This window comes from Streptomyces sp. 17_S59, from assembly GCF_056930295.1.
Genome location: NZ_JBXOWD010000001.1, coordinates 328,982 through 346,019, shown reverse-complemented (window position 1 = coordinate 346,019; position 17,038 = coordinate 328,982). Strand labels below are relative to the sequence as shown.

13 protein-coding genes and 1 riboswitch are annotated in these 17,038 nt (G+C 73.4%); of the genes, 6 read left to right on the top strand and 7 right to left on the bottom strand.

The genetic code is table 11. The features are described 5' to 3' along the window. The first annotated feature begins 117 nt into the window (after positions 1-117). Positions 118-282, top strand: a riboswitch (cyclic di-AMP (ydaO/yuaA leader). A gap of 4 nt (positions 283-286) precedes the next feature. Beyond that, positions 287-760, top strand: coding sequence for a C40 family peptidase (locus tag AC1Z4A_RS01570; protein WP_483675998.1), 474 nt, complete (start codon positions 287-289; stop codon positions 758-760). A gap of 78 nt (positions 761-838) precedes the next feature. On the opposite strand, the gene AC1Z4A_RS01565 is transcribed toward AC1Z4A_RS01570, so the two are convergent. Then, positions 839-1,333 carry a MarR family winged helix-turn-helix transcriptional regulator gene (locus tag AC1Z4A_RS01565; RefSeq protein ID WP_483675997.1) on the bottom strand — a complete coding sequence of 165 codons (495 nt, stop codon included), beginning with the start codon at positions 1,331-1,333 and terminating at the stop codon, positions 839-841. 123 nt (positions 1,334-1,456) lie between these two features. Here AC1Z4A_RS01565 and AC1Z4A_RS01560 point away from each other — a divergent pair, with 123 nt between their 5' ends. From AC1Z4A_RS01560 to AC1Z4A_RS01550, 3 genes are all read left to right on the top strand, one after another. Beyond that, entirely contained in the window at positions 1,457-2,383 is a 927-nt protein-coding gene (locus tag AC1Z4A_RS01560) for an aminoglycoside phosphotransferase family protein (RefSeq protein WP_483675996.1), read from the top strand. A 343-nt stretch (positions 2,384-2,726) separates the two neighbouring features. Beyond that, positions 2,727-2,987: a hypothetical protein gene (locus AC1Z4A_RS01555; RefSeq protein WP_483675995.1), complete on the top strand. Its 261-nt coding sequence runs from the start codon at positions 2,727-2,729 to the stop codon at positions 2,985-2,987. 200 nt (positions 2,988-3,187) lie between these two features. Beyond that, positions 3,188-3,937 (top strand): DUF305 domain-containing protein, encoded by a 750-nt coding sequence (locus AC1Z4A_RS01550; protein ID WP_483675994.1) that lies wholly within the window; start codon positions 3,188-3,190, stop codon positions 3,935-3,937. A 44-nt stretch (positions 3,938-3,981) separates the two neighbouring features. Here the strand turns inward: AC1Z4A_RS01550 and AC1Z4A_RS01545 are convergent, their stop codons facing one another. The 3 genes from AC1Z4A_RS01545 to AC1Z4A_RS01535 form a co-directional block, all read right to left on the bottom strand. Beyond that, positions 3,982-5,247 carry an APC family permease gene (locus AC1Z4A_RS01545; RefSeq protein ID WP_483675993.1) on the bottom strand — a complete coding sequence of 422 codons (1,266 nt, stop codon included), beginning with the start codon at positions 5,245-5,247 and terminating at the stop codon, positions 3,982-3,984. A gap of 73 nt (positions 5,248-5,320) precedes the next feature. After that, positions 5,321-7,849, bottom strand: coding sequence for a bifunctional lysylphosphatidylglycerol flippase/synthetase MprF (locus AC1Z4A_RS01540; protein WP_483675992.1), 2,529 nt, complete (start codon positions 7,847-7,849; stop codon positions 5,321-5,323). After that, the gene (locus AC1Z4A_RS01535) at positions 7,846-9,195 is read right to left on the bottom strand and encodes an alpha/beta hydrolase (RefSeq protein WP_483675991.1); all 1,350 of its coding nucleotides are present in this window, start codon (positions 9,193-9,195) and stop codon (positions 7,846-7,848) included. The genes AC1Z4A_RS01540 and AC1Z4A_RS01535 overlap by 4 nt, the downstream gene beginning before the upstream one ends. A gap of 198 nt (positions 9,196-9,393) precedes the next feature. Here AC1Z4A_RS01535 and AC1Z4A_RS01530 point away from each other — a divergent pair, with 198 nt between their 5' ends. Next, positions 9,394-9,810 (top strand): YchJ family protein, encoded by a 417-nt coding sequence (locus AC1Z4A_RS01530; protein ID WP_483675990.1) that lies wholly within the window; start codon positions 9,394-9,396, stop codon positions 9,808-9,810. Here AC1Z4A_RS01530 and AC1Z4A_RS01525 read toward each other — a convergent pair. After that, the gene (locus AC1Z4A_RS01525; RefSeq protein ID WP_483675989.1) at positions 9,755-11,095 is read right to left on the bottom strand and encodes a hypothetical protein; all 1,341 of its coding nucleotides are present in this window, start codon (positions 11,093-11,095) and stop codon (positions 9,755-9,757) included. The two genes, AC1Z4A_RS01530 and AC1Z4A_RS01525, sit on opposite strands and share 56 nt — an antisense overlap. Before the next feature lie 321 nt (positions 11,096-11,416). On the opposite strand from AC1Z4A_RS01525, the gene AC1Z4A_RS01520 reads away from it, so the two are divergent. Then, positions 11,417-13,588 carry an FUSC family protein gene (locus AC1Z4A_RS01520; RefSeq protein ID WP_483675988.1) on the top strand — a complete coding sequence of 724 codons (2,172 nt, stop codon included), beginning with the start codon at positions 11,417-11,419 and terminating at the stop codon, positions 13,586-13,588. Between the two features lie 138 nt (positions 13,589-13,726). Here the strand turns inward: AC1Z4A_RS01520 and AC1Z4A_RS01515 are convergent, their stop codons facing one another. Together AC1Z4A_RS01515 and lanKC are read right to left on the bottom strand one after the other, a co-directional pair. Continuing rightward, positions 13,727-14,290, bottom strand: coding sequence for a hypothetical protein (locus tag AC1Z4A_RS01515; RefSeq protein ID WP_483675987.1), 564 nt, complete (start codon positions 14,288-14,290; stop codon positions 13,727-13,729). Positions 14,291-14,461: 171 nt separating this feature from the next. Next, entirely contained in the window at positions 14,462-16,993 is a 2,532-nt protein-coding gene (gene lanKC / locus AC1Z4A_RS01510) for a class III lanthionine synthetase LanKC (RefSeq protein WP_483675986.1), read from the bottom strand. Positions 16,994-17,038 lie beyond the last annotated feature (45 nt).

Sequence of the window (17,038 nt, the reverse complement as noted above, 5' to 3'; positions counted from 1 at the left end):
AGTTCACAGATTCCGCTCTCGGCGCCGAATCCGGTTGCCCGATGGTGCAGGATCTCTCCTCGAACACAAGATCCCGTCACAGAGGCGGGCGACCCGGGCGGACGCCGAGTCCTGCCGCCGCACCGGGTGCGGAACCCAATTGATGGATCGGCAGGAGCGGGAGACCCAAGCAGTACGGACCACGAAGGCAGTGGTCCTTGGGGTGAAGCCACCACGGTGGCCGGGCAACTTCGCAGCCCGAACCCGACAGGTCATCTTTCGCAGGCGGATGTCGAAGGGCTTTGGCATGTCTGCGTTGCCTCGAATACCCGCGCTCGTTTCCCGCGCCGGTACCGCTTCCGCCCTCACCGCGGCCACCCTGGCGGCCTCGGTCCTCGTCTCCGGCCTGGCCGCCGGAGCATCGGCGGCGACCCCGGGCGAGCAGGCCCTGAAGGTCGCCGCGGCCAAGCAGGGCTCGCCCTACCAGTACGGTGCCGCGGGCCCCAACCGGTTCGACTGCTCGGGCCTGACCCAGTACTCGTTCAAGCGCGTGGGCAAGTCCCTCCCGCGCACCGCACAGAGCCAGTACAACTCCACCCGCCACCTCTCCAGCGGCTCGCGCCAGCCCGGTGACCTGGTCTTCTTCCACTCGGGCAGCAACGTCTACCACGTGGGGATCTACGCGGGTAGCAACAAGATCTGGCATGCACCGAAGCCCGGCGCGTCGGTGCGGCTGGAGAAGATGTGGACGAACAGCGTGTGGTACGGCCGCGTCAACTGACGAACGGTGCAGCCGTGATCCCGCCCGGAGCGCGAACACCGGGCGGGCCCGCACAGCGCCATGTCGCGCTGGACGGCCCTACCGCAGGCGCGGCAGCGCATCCCGTGCCGCATGGCTGAGGGTCTTGAGATCCTCGGCGAACCGCTCCCGGTGCGCCTTGGGCAGCGGCTCCAGGAAGAAGTGCCGGATGTTCTCCCGGTGGACGCGCGCCGCCTGCACCACCGTGCGCTCGCCCTCGGCGGTCAGCCGCACGATCCGGCCCCGCCGGTCCTCCGGATCGGCGTCCCGGACGACCAGGCCGACCGCCTCCATCCGGTCCACCAGCCGGGTGACGCCCCCGGTGCTGAGCACCCGCTCCTGGGCGATGGACCGCATGGACAGCCCCGCCTCTCCCGCGCGGCCCAGGATCAGCAGCACCTCGAACATCGCATGGCTGATCCCGCACTCCTCCTCGATCGCCCGCCCCAGGATGTACTCCAGCCGGTTCGCCGCCCCCTGCAACCGGCCGAAGGCCAGCACCAGGCCGTCATCGGCGGCCTGCCGTGCCGTCGCGATCTCCGTCTTGTCCGCCACCTGGTCCCTCTCGCGCTCCGTTACGGTGGGCCCATGCTTTGACGCCTGCCCGGCAACCGGGCACCCCCGCGGCCTCCTTCGTCCGTCGTATCCGGCTCTGGACCCCACGAAGGAGACCTTCTCATGAACACGTCGACTCCCCTCGACGTCCCCGACGAGTTTGCCGTGTCCTACGGCGCGAACGGCGCCGAGGCCCGCGCCTGGCTCGCCCGGCTGCCCCGCCTGGGCGCCGACTTCCTCGACCGCTGGGACCTGCGCCCCGACGGCCCGTCAGCCTTCGGCATGGCCTCGCTCGTCCTGCCCGTTCTCCGTGCCGACGGCACACCTGCCGTCCTCAAGCTCCAGCAGCCCCGCGAGGAGACAGCAGGCTGCGCCCGAGGCCTCAGGACCTGGGACGGCAACGGCATGGTGCTCCTCCTCGACCACGACGAGGCGACCGCCACCCAGCTACTGGAACGCCTGGACGCGACCCGCCCCCTCTCCTCGGTCCCCGACGACCACACGGCCCTGCAGATCCTGGCAGAGCTGCTGGCCCGCCTGTCCTCGGTACCGGCCCCGGAGGGCTTGCGCCGCCTGTCGGACGTAGCGGCGGCGATGCTCGCCGAAGTCGCGCAGTCCGTCCCCGCCCTCAACGACCCGGCCGAACGGCAACTGGTACGCACCTGCGCATCGGCCATGGCCGAACTGACCGACGAGAGCGGCGACCGCCTCCTCCACTGGGACCTTCACTACGACAACGTCCTCGCCGGGGAGCGCGAACCCTGGCTGGCCATCGACCCCGAACCCCTGTCCGGCGACCCGGGCTTCGAGCTGCTGCCGGCACTGGTCAACCGCTGGGAGGAGGTGATGGCGTCGGGCTGCATCACCCGCGCGGTGCTCCGTCGCTTCGACCTCCTCACCGAGGTCCTGGGCCTGGACCGGCAGCGGGCGATCGGCTGGACACTGGGACGCGTGCTCCAGAACGCGCTGTGGGACATCGAGGACGGTAGGAGTGTGCTGGAACCGGCGCAGGTGGCCATTGCTGTGGCTTTGCTGGGGCGTTCGGAATAGCGGGGGACGGGCCTCGACCAAGCGGCCGTCCTGCTCGGCCGGCTGTCGCCTCGGCGGCCTCGGTGATCTCCCAACCGTTCTGTACGAGCTGCGTCGCAATGGTGAGCGTCTTGGCAGCACGGGCCCGGTCCGTAGGGCGCAGGCCGCACGCCTCACCGCGACGCAGCCCCCCGGAAAAGCTCATGTGGCTCATTGCCCTTGCCTAACTCCGGTCAGGGGTCTAGGGCCCCATCAGGAGTAACTCAGGTAGCCGCCCGTGGCAGCCAATCAGGATGCTGGTACCGAGAAGCGTCGGCGATCGATAGTGCAGGGGCGTATCCGGTCTTCCTGAAAGGGATTTAGTGTGACGCACCATCCGAAATCCATGCAGCTCGAAGGTGATGAACTTGAGCTGATGGGGACGCTGGTAAGCAATATCGATGGAATGCTGCGGCAGGTCCATAGAATCGTGACCAGGAATGTGATCGCAGTAGACCCTAAAGGCGGGCCGAAAATCGCGCGTTTCTATTTCGACAACATTCGCATCGTTGTCGAGGACGAATTCGGATGCGGGGTCTACGAGGATCCCCCCGGGGTCTGCAGACCGTGCAACCCAGGCGAGTAAGCTCTGGCCGGCGTAAATGAACGAGGGCACTGCCGTGCTCTGGGGCCGTAACCGTTGCGTCCCGGAAAACGGGTTCCGGCGCGTCGTGAATGCGTCGCCGGAACCCTGTCGCCACAGGTTGTGGTTCGAGCCCCGCCCGCCCCCCCCGCACGACTCCTCCCGCCAGCGGTGCGCCGCGCCCTCCGAAGGTGGGGCGTCGGGTGCCGGGTCGGCGCGGTGGCCCGTCCTCCTTCGCTCCATCCGTTACGGATGTCCTGAACACACTCGGCATTCCCTTCCGGAAGGACGGTCGGATGAGCATGGCTCGGCGTTTGCGGCAGTGCGTCCTGGTGACGGTCGCCGTATCGACCACGGCGTTCGTGCTGGCCGGTTGCGGGGGCAACGGCGGGTCCAGCCGGCCGCCGTCCTCCGCCGCTTCGGCGACCGGCTCGGGCGCCGCAGCTGTCCCGTCGGCCGTTCCGGGCGGGCAGCACAATCAGGCCGACGTGGCCTTCGCCCAGGGGATGATCCCGCATCACCGGCAGGCGGTCGTGATGGCGGAGATGGCCGAGAAACGCGCCTCCTCCGGCGACGTGAAAGCCCTCGCCACGAAGATCAAGAAGGCGCAGGCTCCTGAGATCGACACCATGACGGCCTGGCTGAAGGCCTGGGGCGAACCGGTTCCCCCTGACATGAGCGGCATGAGTCACAGCAGCCCCTCGGGCATGCCCGGTATGCCCGGCATGATGACGGACCGGCAGATGGACGATCTCCGCGGAACCACCGGCACGGCCTTCGACCGGATGTTCCTGACCATGATGATCGCTCACCACGAGGGCGCGCTCACCATGGCGGACATGGAGAAGAAGCAGGGCCGGTACGGTCCGGCCAAGCAACTGGCCGACAGCATCACCACCTCCCAGAGCGCCGAGATCGCGCAGATGCGCACGATGCTCGGTCCCAGCAGTTGATGGCAGATGGCAGATGGCAGATGACAGATGACAGATGACAACGGTCAGGCACGGGAGAGCCGCTTGCGCAGGCCGTAGCCGGCGGCGCCGACGGCGATGACCGTTGCGCCCCAGATCACGGAGGCGAGCGGCAGGGCGAACGCCAGAGCCAGGCATCCGGACATGCCGACGACGGGTACGGCCGGGGCCGGGCGGCCTTCGTCGGGGGTGAGGGTGAAGGCGCTCGCGTTGGCGATGGCGTAGTAGACCAGCACCCCGAACGAGGAGAAGCCGATCGCCCCGCGCACGTCGGCGGTACCCGCCAGCAGCGCGACGACCGCGCCCACGGCGAGTTCGGCGCGGTGCGGCACCTTGAAACGCGGGTGCACCGCGGCCAGCCTGCGCGGCAGGTGACCGTCACGGGCCATCGCCAGCACGGTGCGCGAAACGCCCAGGACCAGGGCCAGGAGCGAACCGAGCGCCGCGATCGCCGCCCCGGCCCGGACGACCGGGGCCAGCCCCGGCGCTCCGGCCGCGCGCACGGCGTCGGCCAGCGGGGCGGCCGCGTGGGCGAGGCCGCCGGTCCCGAGCACGGCCAGGACGGCCAGCGCCACAGCTGTGTAGACGAGCAGGGTGATGCCCAGCGCCAGCGGGATCGCGCGGGGGATGGTGCGCCGGGGGTCGCGGACCTCCTCGCCGAGCGTGGCGATGCGCGCGTAACCGGCGAAGGCGAAGAACAGCAGACCCGCGGCCTGCAGGACGCCTCCGGCGGTGACGTCCGCGCCGACGTCCCAGTGGGCGGCCCGGGCCGTGCCGCCCGTCAGGCAAGCGGTGACCACGGCGGCCAGCACCGCCAGGACCACGGCGACGACGGCGCGGGTGAGCCAGGCGGACTTCTGCACGCCGACGTAGTTCACCGCCGTCAGAGCCACCACGGCCGCCACCGCCACCGCGTGGGCCCGCTCCGGCCAGATGTAGGAGCCGACCGTGAGAGCCATCGCGGCGCAGGAAGCGGTCTTGCCCACCACGAACGCCCACCCGGCCAGGTACCCCCAGAACGCGCCGAGCCGTTCACGGCCGTAGACGTACGTGCCCCCGGAGGCCGGGTAGCAGGCGGCCAGCCGGGCGGACGAGGTGGCGTTGCAGTACGCCACCACTGCGGCCAGGCCCAGTCCCGGCAGCAGCCCGGATCCCGCCGCCGAGGCCGCCGGAGCGAACGCGGCGAAGATCCCCGCGCCGATCATCGACCCCAGCCCGATCACCACGGCGTCGAACAGCCCCAGCCGCCGCTCCAGCCCGTCCGCATGGGAAGGCGACACCTTCGCGCCCATGACGTGCACCTCCGCAGCAGACACCGCTGGTCCCGGTGACCGTACAGTGTCCGGATCCGGACGGCAGCTTGTTCTACGACGAGAACTGCCGTACCAGCCGCACCCCCTGCGCCGCCGTCATGTGCGGCAGATACGCCTTGGTGAGCGCACGCGTGATGACGGGCAGGGCGGCCGGGTCCGGGTAGGCCATGTACATCGGGCGGTACCGGGGCTGGAACTTCGCCTTGAACGCGAGCAGCGAGCGGAAGCCGTAGACCGGCTCCAGGACCTTTCCCCCGTAGTCCAGCACCCGTTGGAGCGCGACCGGGGGCTCCTCCGTGGCCTTGCGGGCCAGGGGCGCGCCCGACAGGCTGAGGAAGCGCGCGCCCTCCTCCTGGAAGCCCAGGGCCGCCGAGGCGATGAGGAACTCCATCGAGCCGCGGAATCCGCCCGCCCTGCGCCGCATGAAGTCCAGTGTCCAGCCCACCGGTTCCCCGTCCTCGTACACCGGCATCCAGCTGGTGATGCCGTGCACCGTGCGGTCCCCGTCCACGGCCAGCAGGCAGCGCACGGCCGGGTCGTCCAGCTCGTCCAGGCCGCCCAGGGTGAAGCCCATCTCCGGCAGGCCCTTGTCGGCCACCCACTCCTCGGAGATCGAGCGCACCTGGTCGGTGAGGGCGACGGGGGCGTCGGGGAACGACCACCACTCGGCGGTGATGCCCTCCTTCTTGGCCTTGTTCAGGGCCGTGCGGACGTCCTGCCACTTCTTGCCGGTGAAAGCCAGGTCCGGCAGCGGCACCACGGTGTCCTCGGCGACCTGGACCGAGCGCCAGCCCAGCCGCTCGGCGGCCTCGCGGGACTCGGCGCCGACGCTGTAGAAGCAGGGGGTCCAGCCGCGCTCGTCGCAGAAGCGGGAGAACCCGGCGACGGCGTCCGCCCGGGCCTCCGGCACGCCGAAGGGGTCGCCCGTCGTCAGGGCGACCGTGGAGATGACGCGGTAGGCGACGGCGGCGCGCCCGTGCTCGTCGAACCAGTAGGAGTTGCCGTCCCAGGTCGTCAGGTAGGAGAGCGTGGAGCCGCCGTGCGCGACGAGCAGCTCCCGGGCCCGTACGGCCGCGTCCGCGTCGGTGTGCAGCCGGGGGCGGCGGAAGGTGATCAGCAGGGCGACGAGGGTGACCAGCCAGAAGAGCAGGCCGCAGTACTGGTGCAGGGCCTGGGCGGTGCCGCCCACCGGGACCGGCCAGTCCGTGAAGGTGGCGATCAGGGTCGGCGGGAGGAACTCCGACACCAGCCCGGACGCCAGCAGTCCGGGCGTCGCCTCGGGGTCGTACTGGCCGCGTACGGCGTAGCCGATGCCGACGTACACCGCGCAGGCGAGCAGCAGCGCGCCACCGGTCACCGCAGCGAGCCCGCGTGTCGCCGAGCGCGGCAGGCGCAGGTCGAAGCGGGCGCGGGTGACGAGGAGCAGGGCCACGATCAGGACGGGCAGCAGCATCTGCTCCGCGAACGCCTGGGCGTACGTCGACCGTTCGGTGGGCTCGGCCCAGGCGGCCGGATGGCTGAGGAAGTCGTGCAGCCACCAGGAGAACAGGGCGATCCAGGCGAGGTGGACGAGCACCGCCAGCGACCAGGCGAGCCGCAGCCCGCGCCGCAGCCCCTCGGCGAGGACGAGCATCAGCGCGGGGACGAGCACGGCCATGACCGCGGCCGGCGAGTCGTAGAAGTTCCGCAGCGCGTACACGAAGTGGCAGTCCTCCGCCGAGGACGCGCAGGCGTCGGCGACCTCCTGGGCGGTGGGCCGGACGGCGACGTAGAGCTGGAAGGAGTTGAGGGGGCCGTACGCGTCGCGGTAGAGGATGGCCACCATCGGCCCGATGGCGGCCGCGGCCACCACGAACGCGACCAGCACCCGGGCCTCGGTGTGGGAGGAGTGCCGCAGCCGGAAGGGGCCGGTGCGGTGGTACAGGAGGGCGCCGGCGACGAGGCCGACGACCGCGCCGCCGAACCGCAGCACGCCTTGCAGATGGCCGACGTAGAGGGCCATCACCAGCGCGAAGGCGACGATGCCGAGGCGGGTGCGGCGCCGCCACAGGGCGGTGAGCCGGTAGCTGAGGATCCCGCCGACGGTGAGCGCGCCCACGCTGGGGGACACGGCGAGGTCGCCCGCCAGCTCCTCCAGCCACCATTCGCCCGCGACCTGGCCGAGCTTGACGGCGCCGATGCCGAGCAGGGTGCCCAGGACCTGGCCGCCCAGCAGGGCGCCCGCGGTGCGGGCCACGCCCAGGCGGCGCTCGGAGGGGGTCACCAGGAGCAGCACGATCAGCGTGGAGCCGATGTAGCCGCCGATCCCGGAGCACCACAGCAGGGAGCTGGCCGGGGTCCACCAGCGGCCCTCGGCGAGTGCCGGGACGCCGACGCCGATGCGCTCCATGCGGTGCCTGCTGGGGCCCGACCCCAGGCTCCCGGTGACCGCTCCGACGATCCACAGCACCGCGAGGAAGCCCAGGGTGAAGGGCGCGTGGCGGACGGGGACGAGGAGCCGGTCGAGGGTGACGCGCCAGGGATGGGCGCTGTCGCCGACGGTCGGCGCGGGCGGCGGCAGTGGGGCGGCGCCGGTGCTCATGGGATCAGCCCCGTCTGCCGGGCCAGCCAGGGCAGTTGGCGCTCCAGGCCGGGGCGCCAGACCTGCCAGCTGTGGCCGCCGGGCAGCAGCACCCACTCGGCGCGCATACCGGCCCGTACGGCGGCCTCGTAGACCTTCCGCTGCTGAGGCCGGTAGGTGCCGTCGCTGCTGCCGGCGACGAAGGCGGCCGCGGTGTCGGGGAACCGCTGCCGGGCCATCACATCGAGCGGGTTGGCCTTCTCGAAGGCCGCGGCGTCGCCGCCGAAGGCCTTGTCGATCGTCTTCTTCCGGCTGCCGAGGGTGGGGGCCTCCTGGCCGGAGACGTCGTTGACGACGCCGTAGACCTGGGGTGCGTTGACGCCCAGCTGGAGGGAGCAGGTGCCGCCGAAGGAGATGCCGGAGACGGCCCATGCGGTGCGGGCCGTGGCGACCTGGAGGTGGGCGCGGATCCAGCCGGGGACGTCGACGGCGAGATAGGTCTGCACGCGGCCGAGCCGGGAGTCCATGCAGAGGGTGTTGGCGAACTGCGAGCCGAGCGGGTCGACGACGACCACGACGGGGGCGAGCCCTTGGTGGTCACGGGCGAAGGCGTTCATCGTCTCGACCAGCCCGCCGGAGTTGATCCAGTCGTCGGGCGAGCCCGGCTGGCCGGCCATGAGCACGAGGACGGGCAGCAGCGGCCGGGGGGCGGCCTTGTAGGCGGGTGGCAGGTAGACGTACGCGTCGCGGGCCTTGAAGCCCGAGGTGGTGCCCGGGATGCCGGTCCGGGAGAGCGTGCCGTCGGCGGGCAGCCCGGCCGGGCGCCGCCACGCCTCGGAGATCGCCTTGCCCTCCGGCACGTGCAGGACGGGCTCGTCGGTGCCGGTGGCCTCGCTGAGGCGGGTCGTCTTCTCCAGCCAGGCGTTGAGGGCGCTGCGGGCCGTCGGGTACTGGTCGAAGTGGCGGTTGACCTGTGAGGCGCCCAGCAGCACGACGAGGAGGGCGGCGAGCACGGCACCGGCCCAGTACCGGGGCCGCAGCAGCGGGATCCGGAAGGCGGCGAGACACACGCCCAGGACGGCGACGCCCACCCAGACGACGACGCCCGTGGGCAGGGGGTCGGGGAAGGGCTGGAGCCAGTCATCGACGGCCGTCCGCAGCAGCCAGGTGAGCAGTGCGGCGAGCAGCACGGCGGCCGGGGCCCAGCGGACCCACCACCTGCGCTGCCGCGAGAAGAACAGCGCGACGAGCGCGCACAGGCCGACGGCCATGACGGTCACCGGAATCCAACCGCTCACCAGGGACCAGTCCAGCGGGCCCGCCGCGGACTGCGGCGGGCCGACGGATATCGGTAGGCGTCGCACCACGACAAAATGCTACGTAGATGAATATTTCCGGCAACTTGGAGGCGGTCTTGCCGGAACGCTTTCCGCCCGCCGGATTCCCTGCAGAATCGCCGGCTTGCGCGACAGCCGTCACACAGCGGTGGGGGACAGGGACCGGCGAAGGAAAACCACCTGAACCCCGGGCGTACCTCCGCGCCCCTCGGCAGGCAGAATCGAGGCGTGTCCAGACGAAACGCACGCCGGGAGCCGGCGATCACCACCACCTCGCCCTGCCCGTGCGGGCTCGGCGAGAGCTACGGCAACTGCTGCGGGGCCTTCCACCGCGGGGATGCCACCGCCCCCACGGCCGAGCGGCTGATGCGCTCCCGCTACAGCGCCTTCGCCGTCCGGGACACCGCCTATCTGCTGCGCACCTGGCACTCCACGACCCGCCCGCCCGCGCTGGACCTCGACGACGACATCCGGTGGACCGGGCTCGACATCCTCGCCACGACGGGCGGCAGCCCGTTCCACAACGAGGGCACGGTGGAGTTCCGCGCCCACTACAGCGTCCAGGGGCAGGCGGACTCCCAGCACGAACTCAGCCGCTTCGTGCGCGAGGACGGCAACTGGGTGTATCTCGACGCCGTCGAGTGAACCCGTCGGGCAGGCCCTGGTCCAGCGCGCCCAGGAGTGCCAGCTCCCGGCTCGACGCCTCGACCATCTCGCGCACCCTCTCGTCCGGCGGCCGGGCGGCTCCGGGCGCGAGGGCGTTGAGGCTGTAGCCGTCGGGGGCCAGCCCCAGCAGGGTTTTCGCGACCAGGCGGCGCACCTCGGGGAACGGGTGCCTGCGGCGGGCGGCCGTGAGGCCGGCGAGTTCGTCCCAGGCGCCCAGCCCGGCCAGGACGGCGCGCACGGCCGCGAACTCGCTCCTCAGCAGGGAGGCCAGCGGCGCGGCCAGGTCGTCGGCGAGGGGGCTCAGCTCGACCCGGCGGGCCTCGCGCACATAGCGGTGCAGCAGCAGGTGCAGGACGGAGCCGGGCGGGGGCGGCGCGGGGTCCAGTGCGTCCAGGACCCGGCCCAGCCACGCCACCAGCTGCCGCCCGGCCGGTGAGAGGTCCGGGCCGCAGCCGGTGCGGAGGCCGGTGCGCAGGTAGTGGGCCCGCTCGAGCGCCCGGCGGGCGTCCGGCAGCCGCCCGGCCAGTGTGCGGAACAGGGCGAGGTGGACGTACCCGTGGAACGCGGTCAGCGTCCGGTGGGCGCACCAGGAGTTGGCCGCGCCGAGCCCGGGGGAGTTCCACGGGGCCACGACGGCGCGGGGTTCCGCAGCCGGCTCGCAGCTGCGCCCGGTGTCCGGGTCCAGCAGAGGGCGGGCGAGCCGTATGTCGTCCAGCTTCCGGCACAGCGACTCGAGCAGCAGATGCTCGGCCGCCCGCCGGGGATCGCCGAGGACCTCCCGGTCGAGGAACACGGCCCCCTCCGGCCGGAGTCGCGGGCGGGGCGGTCTCCCGGCCCGGACCGTCGCTCCGGGCAGGAGGACGAGCAGGTGCACATGGCTCAGCGCGCTGCGCGAGACGAGCGGGAGCACGTCCCCGAGCAGCCGCACGGCCTTCCGCAGCGCGGCCGCGTCCGCGGCATCGGGGTGACACGGCAGCTCGCCGTACGCGTCGTGGACCACCTGCCGGAGGGCCCGTCCGTAGGCGCCGTCGGCACGGCCCTCGCTCCGGATCCGGGGCGTGTGCTCCGCTGCCCCCGGCCGGGTGGCAGCCTCCCGCAGGACCTCCTCGCACAGGGCGGGGGAGAGCGTCGTGTCATGTCCGTTGACGACGCGCGCGAACGTCTGCCGGACGACGGTACGGAGCACGGGATCACCGAGTGTGCGGCGGCGGCTCTCCGGGTCCGTCGTCGCCAGTGCGTCGTGTAATCGGCGTGCGGTCGGCACGGCCGCTGCGCACTTTTCCAGGAGGTGCAGGAATTCCCGGTGCATTCGTTCCTGTGCCCAGTCGCTGTCGCCGAAAGGGCGGCCCTGTGACAGAGCGGCGTCGAAGGCGGATGCGTCCAAGGGAATCGTCCCCCACATCGTGACCGCCTCCGCACCGGGAGGCCGCGGACTTCACTTCCACTCATTCGCTCGCATGCGCATTTCCTCAGGAAACGTATGCAGAGCTCTTCTTGACGGTCAACCGGCCCGGTGTTCCGGAACCGGCCAAACCTGCGGCCGGGTCGCGGCTCCCCGGGGGCCCGCCTAGGCTGGGGAAACGCCATGATCCGCTCCCGCACCCCGACCGGGCAGCCACCGGGGACGAGCCCTTCGGAGCACCTCCCGCGCCGGCGGACCGAGGGGCTGCGGGCCGCGCGGCGCGCCCTCTGGGTGACCGTCGCCGGGTGCGCAGGGTTCTACGGCTGCATCTATGGGCTCGGCGACCCGGTCATGGGGCTCTACGCCATCTTCGGCACGCTGCCGCTGGTGCTGTTCTGCGACATCCCCGGCACGGCCCGGCAGCGGACGCACGTCCTGCTGGGCGCGCTGCCCGTCGGCTGTCTCCTGGTCACCGCGGGGACGCTGCTGGCCGTTCGCGACTGGGCCGCGGCCGCCGGGATGTTCGTGGTGGGCTTCGCCGTCTCCTACAGCAGCGTGGCCGGGCCCCGGCCCATCGGCCTGAACGTCGCGTTCCAGCTCTACTACGTCCTGCCGTGCTTCCCGCCTTACGCGCCGCAGACGCTGGGCTCCCGGCTGGCGGGCCTCACCCTCGGCTTCCTGCTCACGGCCCTGGTGGAGCGCGTGCTGTGGCCCGAGCCGACGCCCGTGCCCTTCCGGGTCCGGCTCGCCGCCGCGACCGCCGCCGTGGCCGACGGCTGTGCGGCGGCCGCCGTGGGGGCGGGGGACGCCGGGCCCGCGGCCGACCGGGCCATCGAGGCGACCAGGCTCTCCCGGCTGCCGGGCACCGAGCGCCCCACCTCGCCGTCGGCGCGCGACCGGGCCCTCAACCACACCCGCGCGGCCGTCCGGCACATCCGCGACCAGCTCGACCGGCTGCACGCGGCCCGCGGCGGGCCGGCCCCGGGCACCCCGGCCGCGGCCGAGCTGCTGGGACGGATCGCGACCGCCCTGCGGCCCGTTGCCGCGGGGCTCCACGACGGCACCCCGCCCCCTGAGGACGGCGGCCGCATGGCGGAGGCCGTCGCTGCCTTCGACGCCGCCCGCGCGGACGGGCTGCCGGGCGCCTCGCCCGCGCGGCTGCAGGAGGAAGCGATCGTCAGGGCGGCCGCCGAAGGCGCCCGGCTGGCCACCGCCGCGTCCCGCATCGCCCTGGGCGCCCGTCCCGCTGCCGGGGCGGAGCCCGTGGGGCCGCTCCGGTACGCCGCCGTGCCGACCCGTGTGCTGTGGTGGCGGCGGCTGCGAGTGCATCTGACGCACCGTTCGGTCCTGTTCCAGAACGCGCTGCGGGTGGCCCTGGCCCTGGCCGGTGCCCGGCTCCTGGCCGGAGAGCTGGGGCTGGAGCACGGGTTCTGGGTCCTGCTGGGCACCATCAGCCTGATGCGCACCTCGGCGGCCGACACCCGTGCGGCCCTGCGCCCGGCGTTCGTCGGCACGTTCGCCGGTGCCGCGGCGGCCGCCGTCCTGCTCTCCGCGGTCGGGGACTGCCCGCTCTGCTACGCGGCCGTGCTGCCCGTCGTCCTGCTCGTCGGATTCACCGTGGGACCGCTGATCGGACCGGCCGGTGCACAGGCCGCGTTCACCCTCGCCATCGTCCTGATGTTCGCGCAGCTGTCGAACCCGGACTGGCGGCTCCCGGCGGTGCGGCTCGTCGACGTGCTGATCGGCGGCGCTGTCAGCGCGGTCGCGAGCCTGGTCGCCTGGCCCCGCGGCGGCCACGGCGAACTGCGGTCCGCCCTCGCCGCCTTCCTCGCCGAGGGGGCCGCGGCCTGCCGGGCCGTCACCGACGTGCTGTGCGGCCGGCCGGGCCCCGCGGACCCGCTGTGGTCCGCGCGCCGCGCGATGCTCCTCGCCGAGGCCTCGTACTGCCAGTACCAGACCGAGTGCCTTCCCCGGCGCCTGCCGCACCCGCCCTGGGAGGCTGCGCTGCAGGCCGGGTACCACACGGTGCGCGGCGGGGAGCTGCTGCTGATACGACATCAGGCCATCGGGACGGCTGCGCCGCTGCCCGAGGACGTGGCCGCGGAGCTGACGGTCCTGGCGGAGCGGGTGGCGGCCGAGAGCCTCCGGTCCGCGGAGGCCCTGCGCACGCCCGCCGCTCCGGCCCCGCGCTTCGACACTCCCGAGGCGTCGGGAGTGCTGCGGTGCGCCGTGCACCGGGCGGGTGCGGCGGACCCCGCCCGGGTGCTGCTCACCGTCGACGCGGCGGCCTGGCTCACCGGCGTGGCGCAGGACGCCGCCCGGATCCACCGGCGGCAGGGCCCCACGGCGGACTGACCGACGGGCCCGGGCCAGGCCTGCCGTTCCGGTTGCGCGGGGCTCCGCTGATGGTGCCGCGCGGGTTCAAGGTGACGGGAGGCCACTGACGGGCCGTCCGCCCCCGGCGGTTGCCCGGTGCGGACGGCCGGTGCGACGTCAGGCCTTGCCGCTGCCGGGGGCGTGGATGATCAGGTTCACCCCTCCCGTGGCGTGCCGGATCCCGTCCCCCGTCAGGCAGTCGGCCGGCAGGCCGCCGGGCAGCAGCTGGATGTCCCGGGTCGCCTCCCCGCCCTTGCCGACCCCTTCGGTGACGATGCCCTGGAGCCGCACGGTGTTGACGCCCAGGACGCGGACCGCGGAGGAGGCGGTGTAGTCGATGACGGAGGTCCGGCCGTCCCCGTAGCGCACGAACTCCCGCCCGTGGGGCGAGTGCAGCCCCAGGCAGGTGGAATCCGGCGAGACGCCCGCGATGTGGCCGACGGCCGCCAGCTCGTGCCTCGGGGACTCCGTGCAGGAGTAGGCGGCGTCCGCCCGGACCCCGACGTCCCTGGGGGTGAGGGACAGCCCCGGACTGTAGGTGGTGCTCTCGTGTCCCGTGCAGCCGATCGTCACCGCCGTCCCGTGGGCCTGGCCGGCCGGAGCCCACGCCAGGGACGCGCCGATCAGTGCGAGGGTGCCGAACGCGACACCGAACCCACGAAGTCCACGCCTGCCGAACATGCACAACTCCCTTTGCGAGAAGCCTCGAAGCCATGGCGCGCACCTGTGCCGACGCGCTCACCGGCCCCTGACTACCCCCGGAGATCACAGGAGCCACCCCGCTTCGCGGGCCTCCGGCAGCACACCCCCACCGCCTGCGCCGCAGCGCGCGCACCCCGGCGCGCGCGGCCGTCACCCGGGGCGCAGGAAGGGAAGCGAACCCGCCGATTCCGGCCGCACTGCCGAGTGCACCGCCAGCAGCACCCCTGCCGTCCCGGTCGCCAGATCCATCGACAGCCGCAGCAGCCCCTCCATCGGGAACGCCAACTCGCCCTGGTAGCGCACCGCGTGGCGGCCCAGCCCGCGCAGCTGGATCCGGACCAGGTCCGCGGGCCCGCCGAGGTGCGCCAGCGCGTACAGCAGCCCGGCGTGCCCGCCGAGCAGGCCGGACGACAGCAGCAGCTCCGTCCCCAGGCCGTCGCGGATGCGGTCGCGCAGCCGGGCGAAGTGCGGGTCCTCGCGGTGCCGGAGGTACTCGTGGAGGACGATGCCGATCCCGGCGCTGCCCCGGCCCAGGCCCGTCGGCCGCCGCTGCCCGTCGCGCACGTGGACGTACCGGCCGCCGCCCACCCCGCAGCGGGCGATGTCCCGGGCCAGCGCGGCCTCGGCGCGGCGCAGGAAGCGCTCGTCGCCGGTCGCGCCGAAGAGCCGGACGAACAGCAGCGCGGGACCCGACCAGCCGCGCATCAGCCCCGCCTCCCCGCCGTCCGCCGGACCGTCGCCGTCGCCGTCGAGCGCGGCGGCGAGCCGGCCGGCCAGCCGGGCCGCCGTGTCGCGGTCGCCGAAGCGGAGGAAGGTCAGGGCGATTCCGGCGAGCCCGCCGAACAGCCCGGTCCCGCAGCCCTTCAGGTCGAAGGCGGTCAGCCGGCCGAGGACCTCGCGCGCCTGCTGCGGTCGGCCCAGCTCGTCGAGCACGTACGCCATGCCCGCGAGCCCGTCGTAGAGCCCGGGCCGGGGCCAGCGGGCGCGCTCCGCGGCCCGGGCCAGCCAGTCCGCGTACGCGCCGAGGTGCGCGCCGTCGCCGGGCCCGGTGGCCCGCAGGGCGTGCAGCACCCCGGCCGCGCCGAACGCCAGGCCCGCCTCCTGGCCGTCGAACTGCTGGACGTCGCCGGGGAAGAGCCGGTCCGCCCGGTCCGGCGTGGCGCTGCGCAGGACCGCCTCGCGCATCGAGGCCAGCACCGGCTCCCAGCGGTCGGCGGCCTCCCCGTCCCAGCCGTCGGCGGCGTCCGGCCAGCCCACGGCCGGTACCGGGCTCCCGTCCGGCGGCGGGGCGAGCCCCCGGCGCAGCCGGTCTCCGTAGTCCGGGGGAACCGGGAAGCGCTCCTCGACCGTACGGATCAGCTGCTCGTGCTTGTGCGCGTCGAAGCGCATCAGCTGCGTCAGCGGGCAGAAGACCGCAAGCCGCAGGCAGTTCAGGGCGTACTCGTCGACCGCACGCCCCGACCGGGCCCACGGGGCCACGAAGCCCGCCGTCCCCAGGACGGGCGTGAAGGCCTCCGTCATGTCGAAGGCCGTCTCGAAGTCGACGAGGCAGACGCTGCCGTCCGGCCGCACCAGCACATTGCCGGGCTGGAGGTCGCCGAAGACCACGCCCCGCTCGTGCAGCGCCGCGACCGCGGCCTCGATCCGGTCCAGGACCGCGCACGCCCAGCGGGCGTACCCGGCCCTCTCTTCCGCCCCCGAGCCGGGGTGGAAGAGGGGATGGCGGCGGGCGACGGCCTCGTGGAGGCGTTCCCCCTCGACGAACTCCTCGACGAGGAAGTGGTGTTCCCAGTGCCGGGTCAGCGCCAGCACCTCCGGCACGCAGCCCAGGCCCGCGAGCCGCTGGAGCACGGCGTGCTCACGGGCCAGCCGGGCCACCGCGTCCATGCCGTTGTCGTCGACCGCGGCGTACGGGCGCGCCTCCCGGAGCACCACCCGGCGCCCGGTGCGCGGATCGACGGCCCGGTAGACGCCGCCGCCGTTGGAGAAGTGCAGGGCCCGCTCCACACGGTAGGGCAGCCCGCCGGAGGCGTCCTCCCGGACGGCACGGATCCGGGTGCCGATGAAGGGCGGCACCCCCGCCCACGGCGGGACCCTGAAGACGGCGCCGCGCACGTCCGGCACCGGCTCGCCGTCCGGGCGCACGATCGCGGGCACGTACTCGCCGTCGCGCGAGAAGCAGTACCGCGGCGCGAAGCCCCCGTAGCGCAGGTACAGCGGGCCCTCGCCCCAGCGCAGGTCGCTGAGGATGTACGGGCCCTTGACCCCGCGCAGCAGCGCCGACAGCTCCTCGAGCGCCCGTTCCAGCAGCTCCTCGCAGCGCGGGTAGATGGTGACGAGCTTCCCGCCCGCCGACCGGGGTGCCCGCTTGCTGTTGACCAGCGCCAGCATGGTGCGGCTGCGCAGGAACTTGAAGCTGATGCCCCGCTCGACGCAGTACTCCCACACCGCGTCGACCACCCGCGGCGCCTCCTCGGCCGTCGCGGACGCATGGATCTTCCAGCCCTGCTCCGGCAGCCGGGCGCCTGCCCGCCGCAGCACCACCCAGCCGCCGCGCTCCGCCCGCCGCCAGCCCGGGGGCGTCGGCCGGTCGGCCCGCGCGAACCTGCTGGCGGTGTCCTCGACCCGGTCGAGCGCATCCACGAAGAGCGGGTCCGCGACGAGGTGGCCTTGAGCGAGCATGTCCTCTCCTCCGCCTGCTGCCGGTGACCTGACGGCGCGCCGGCC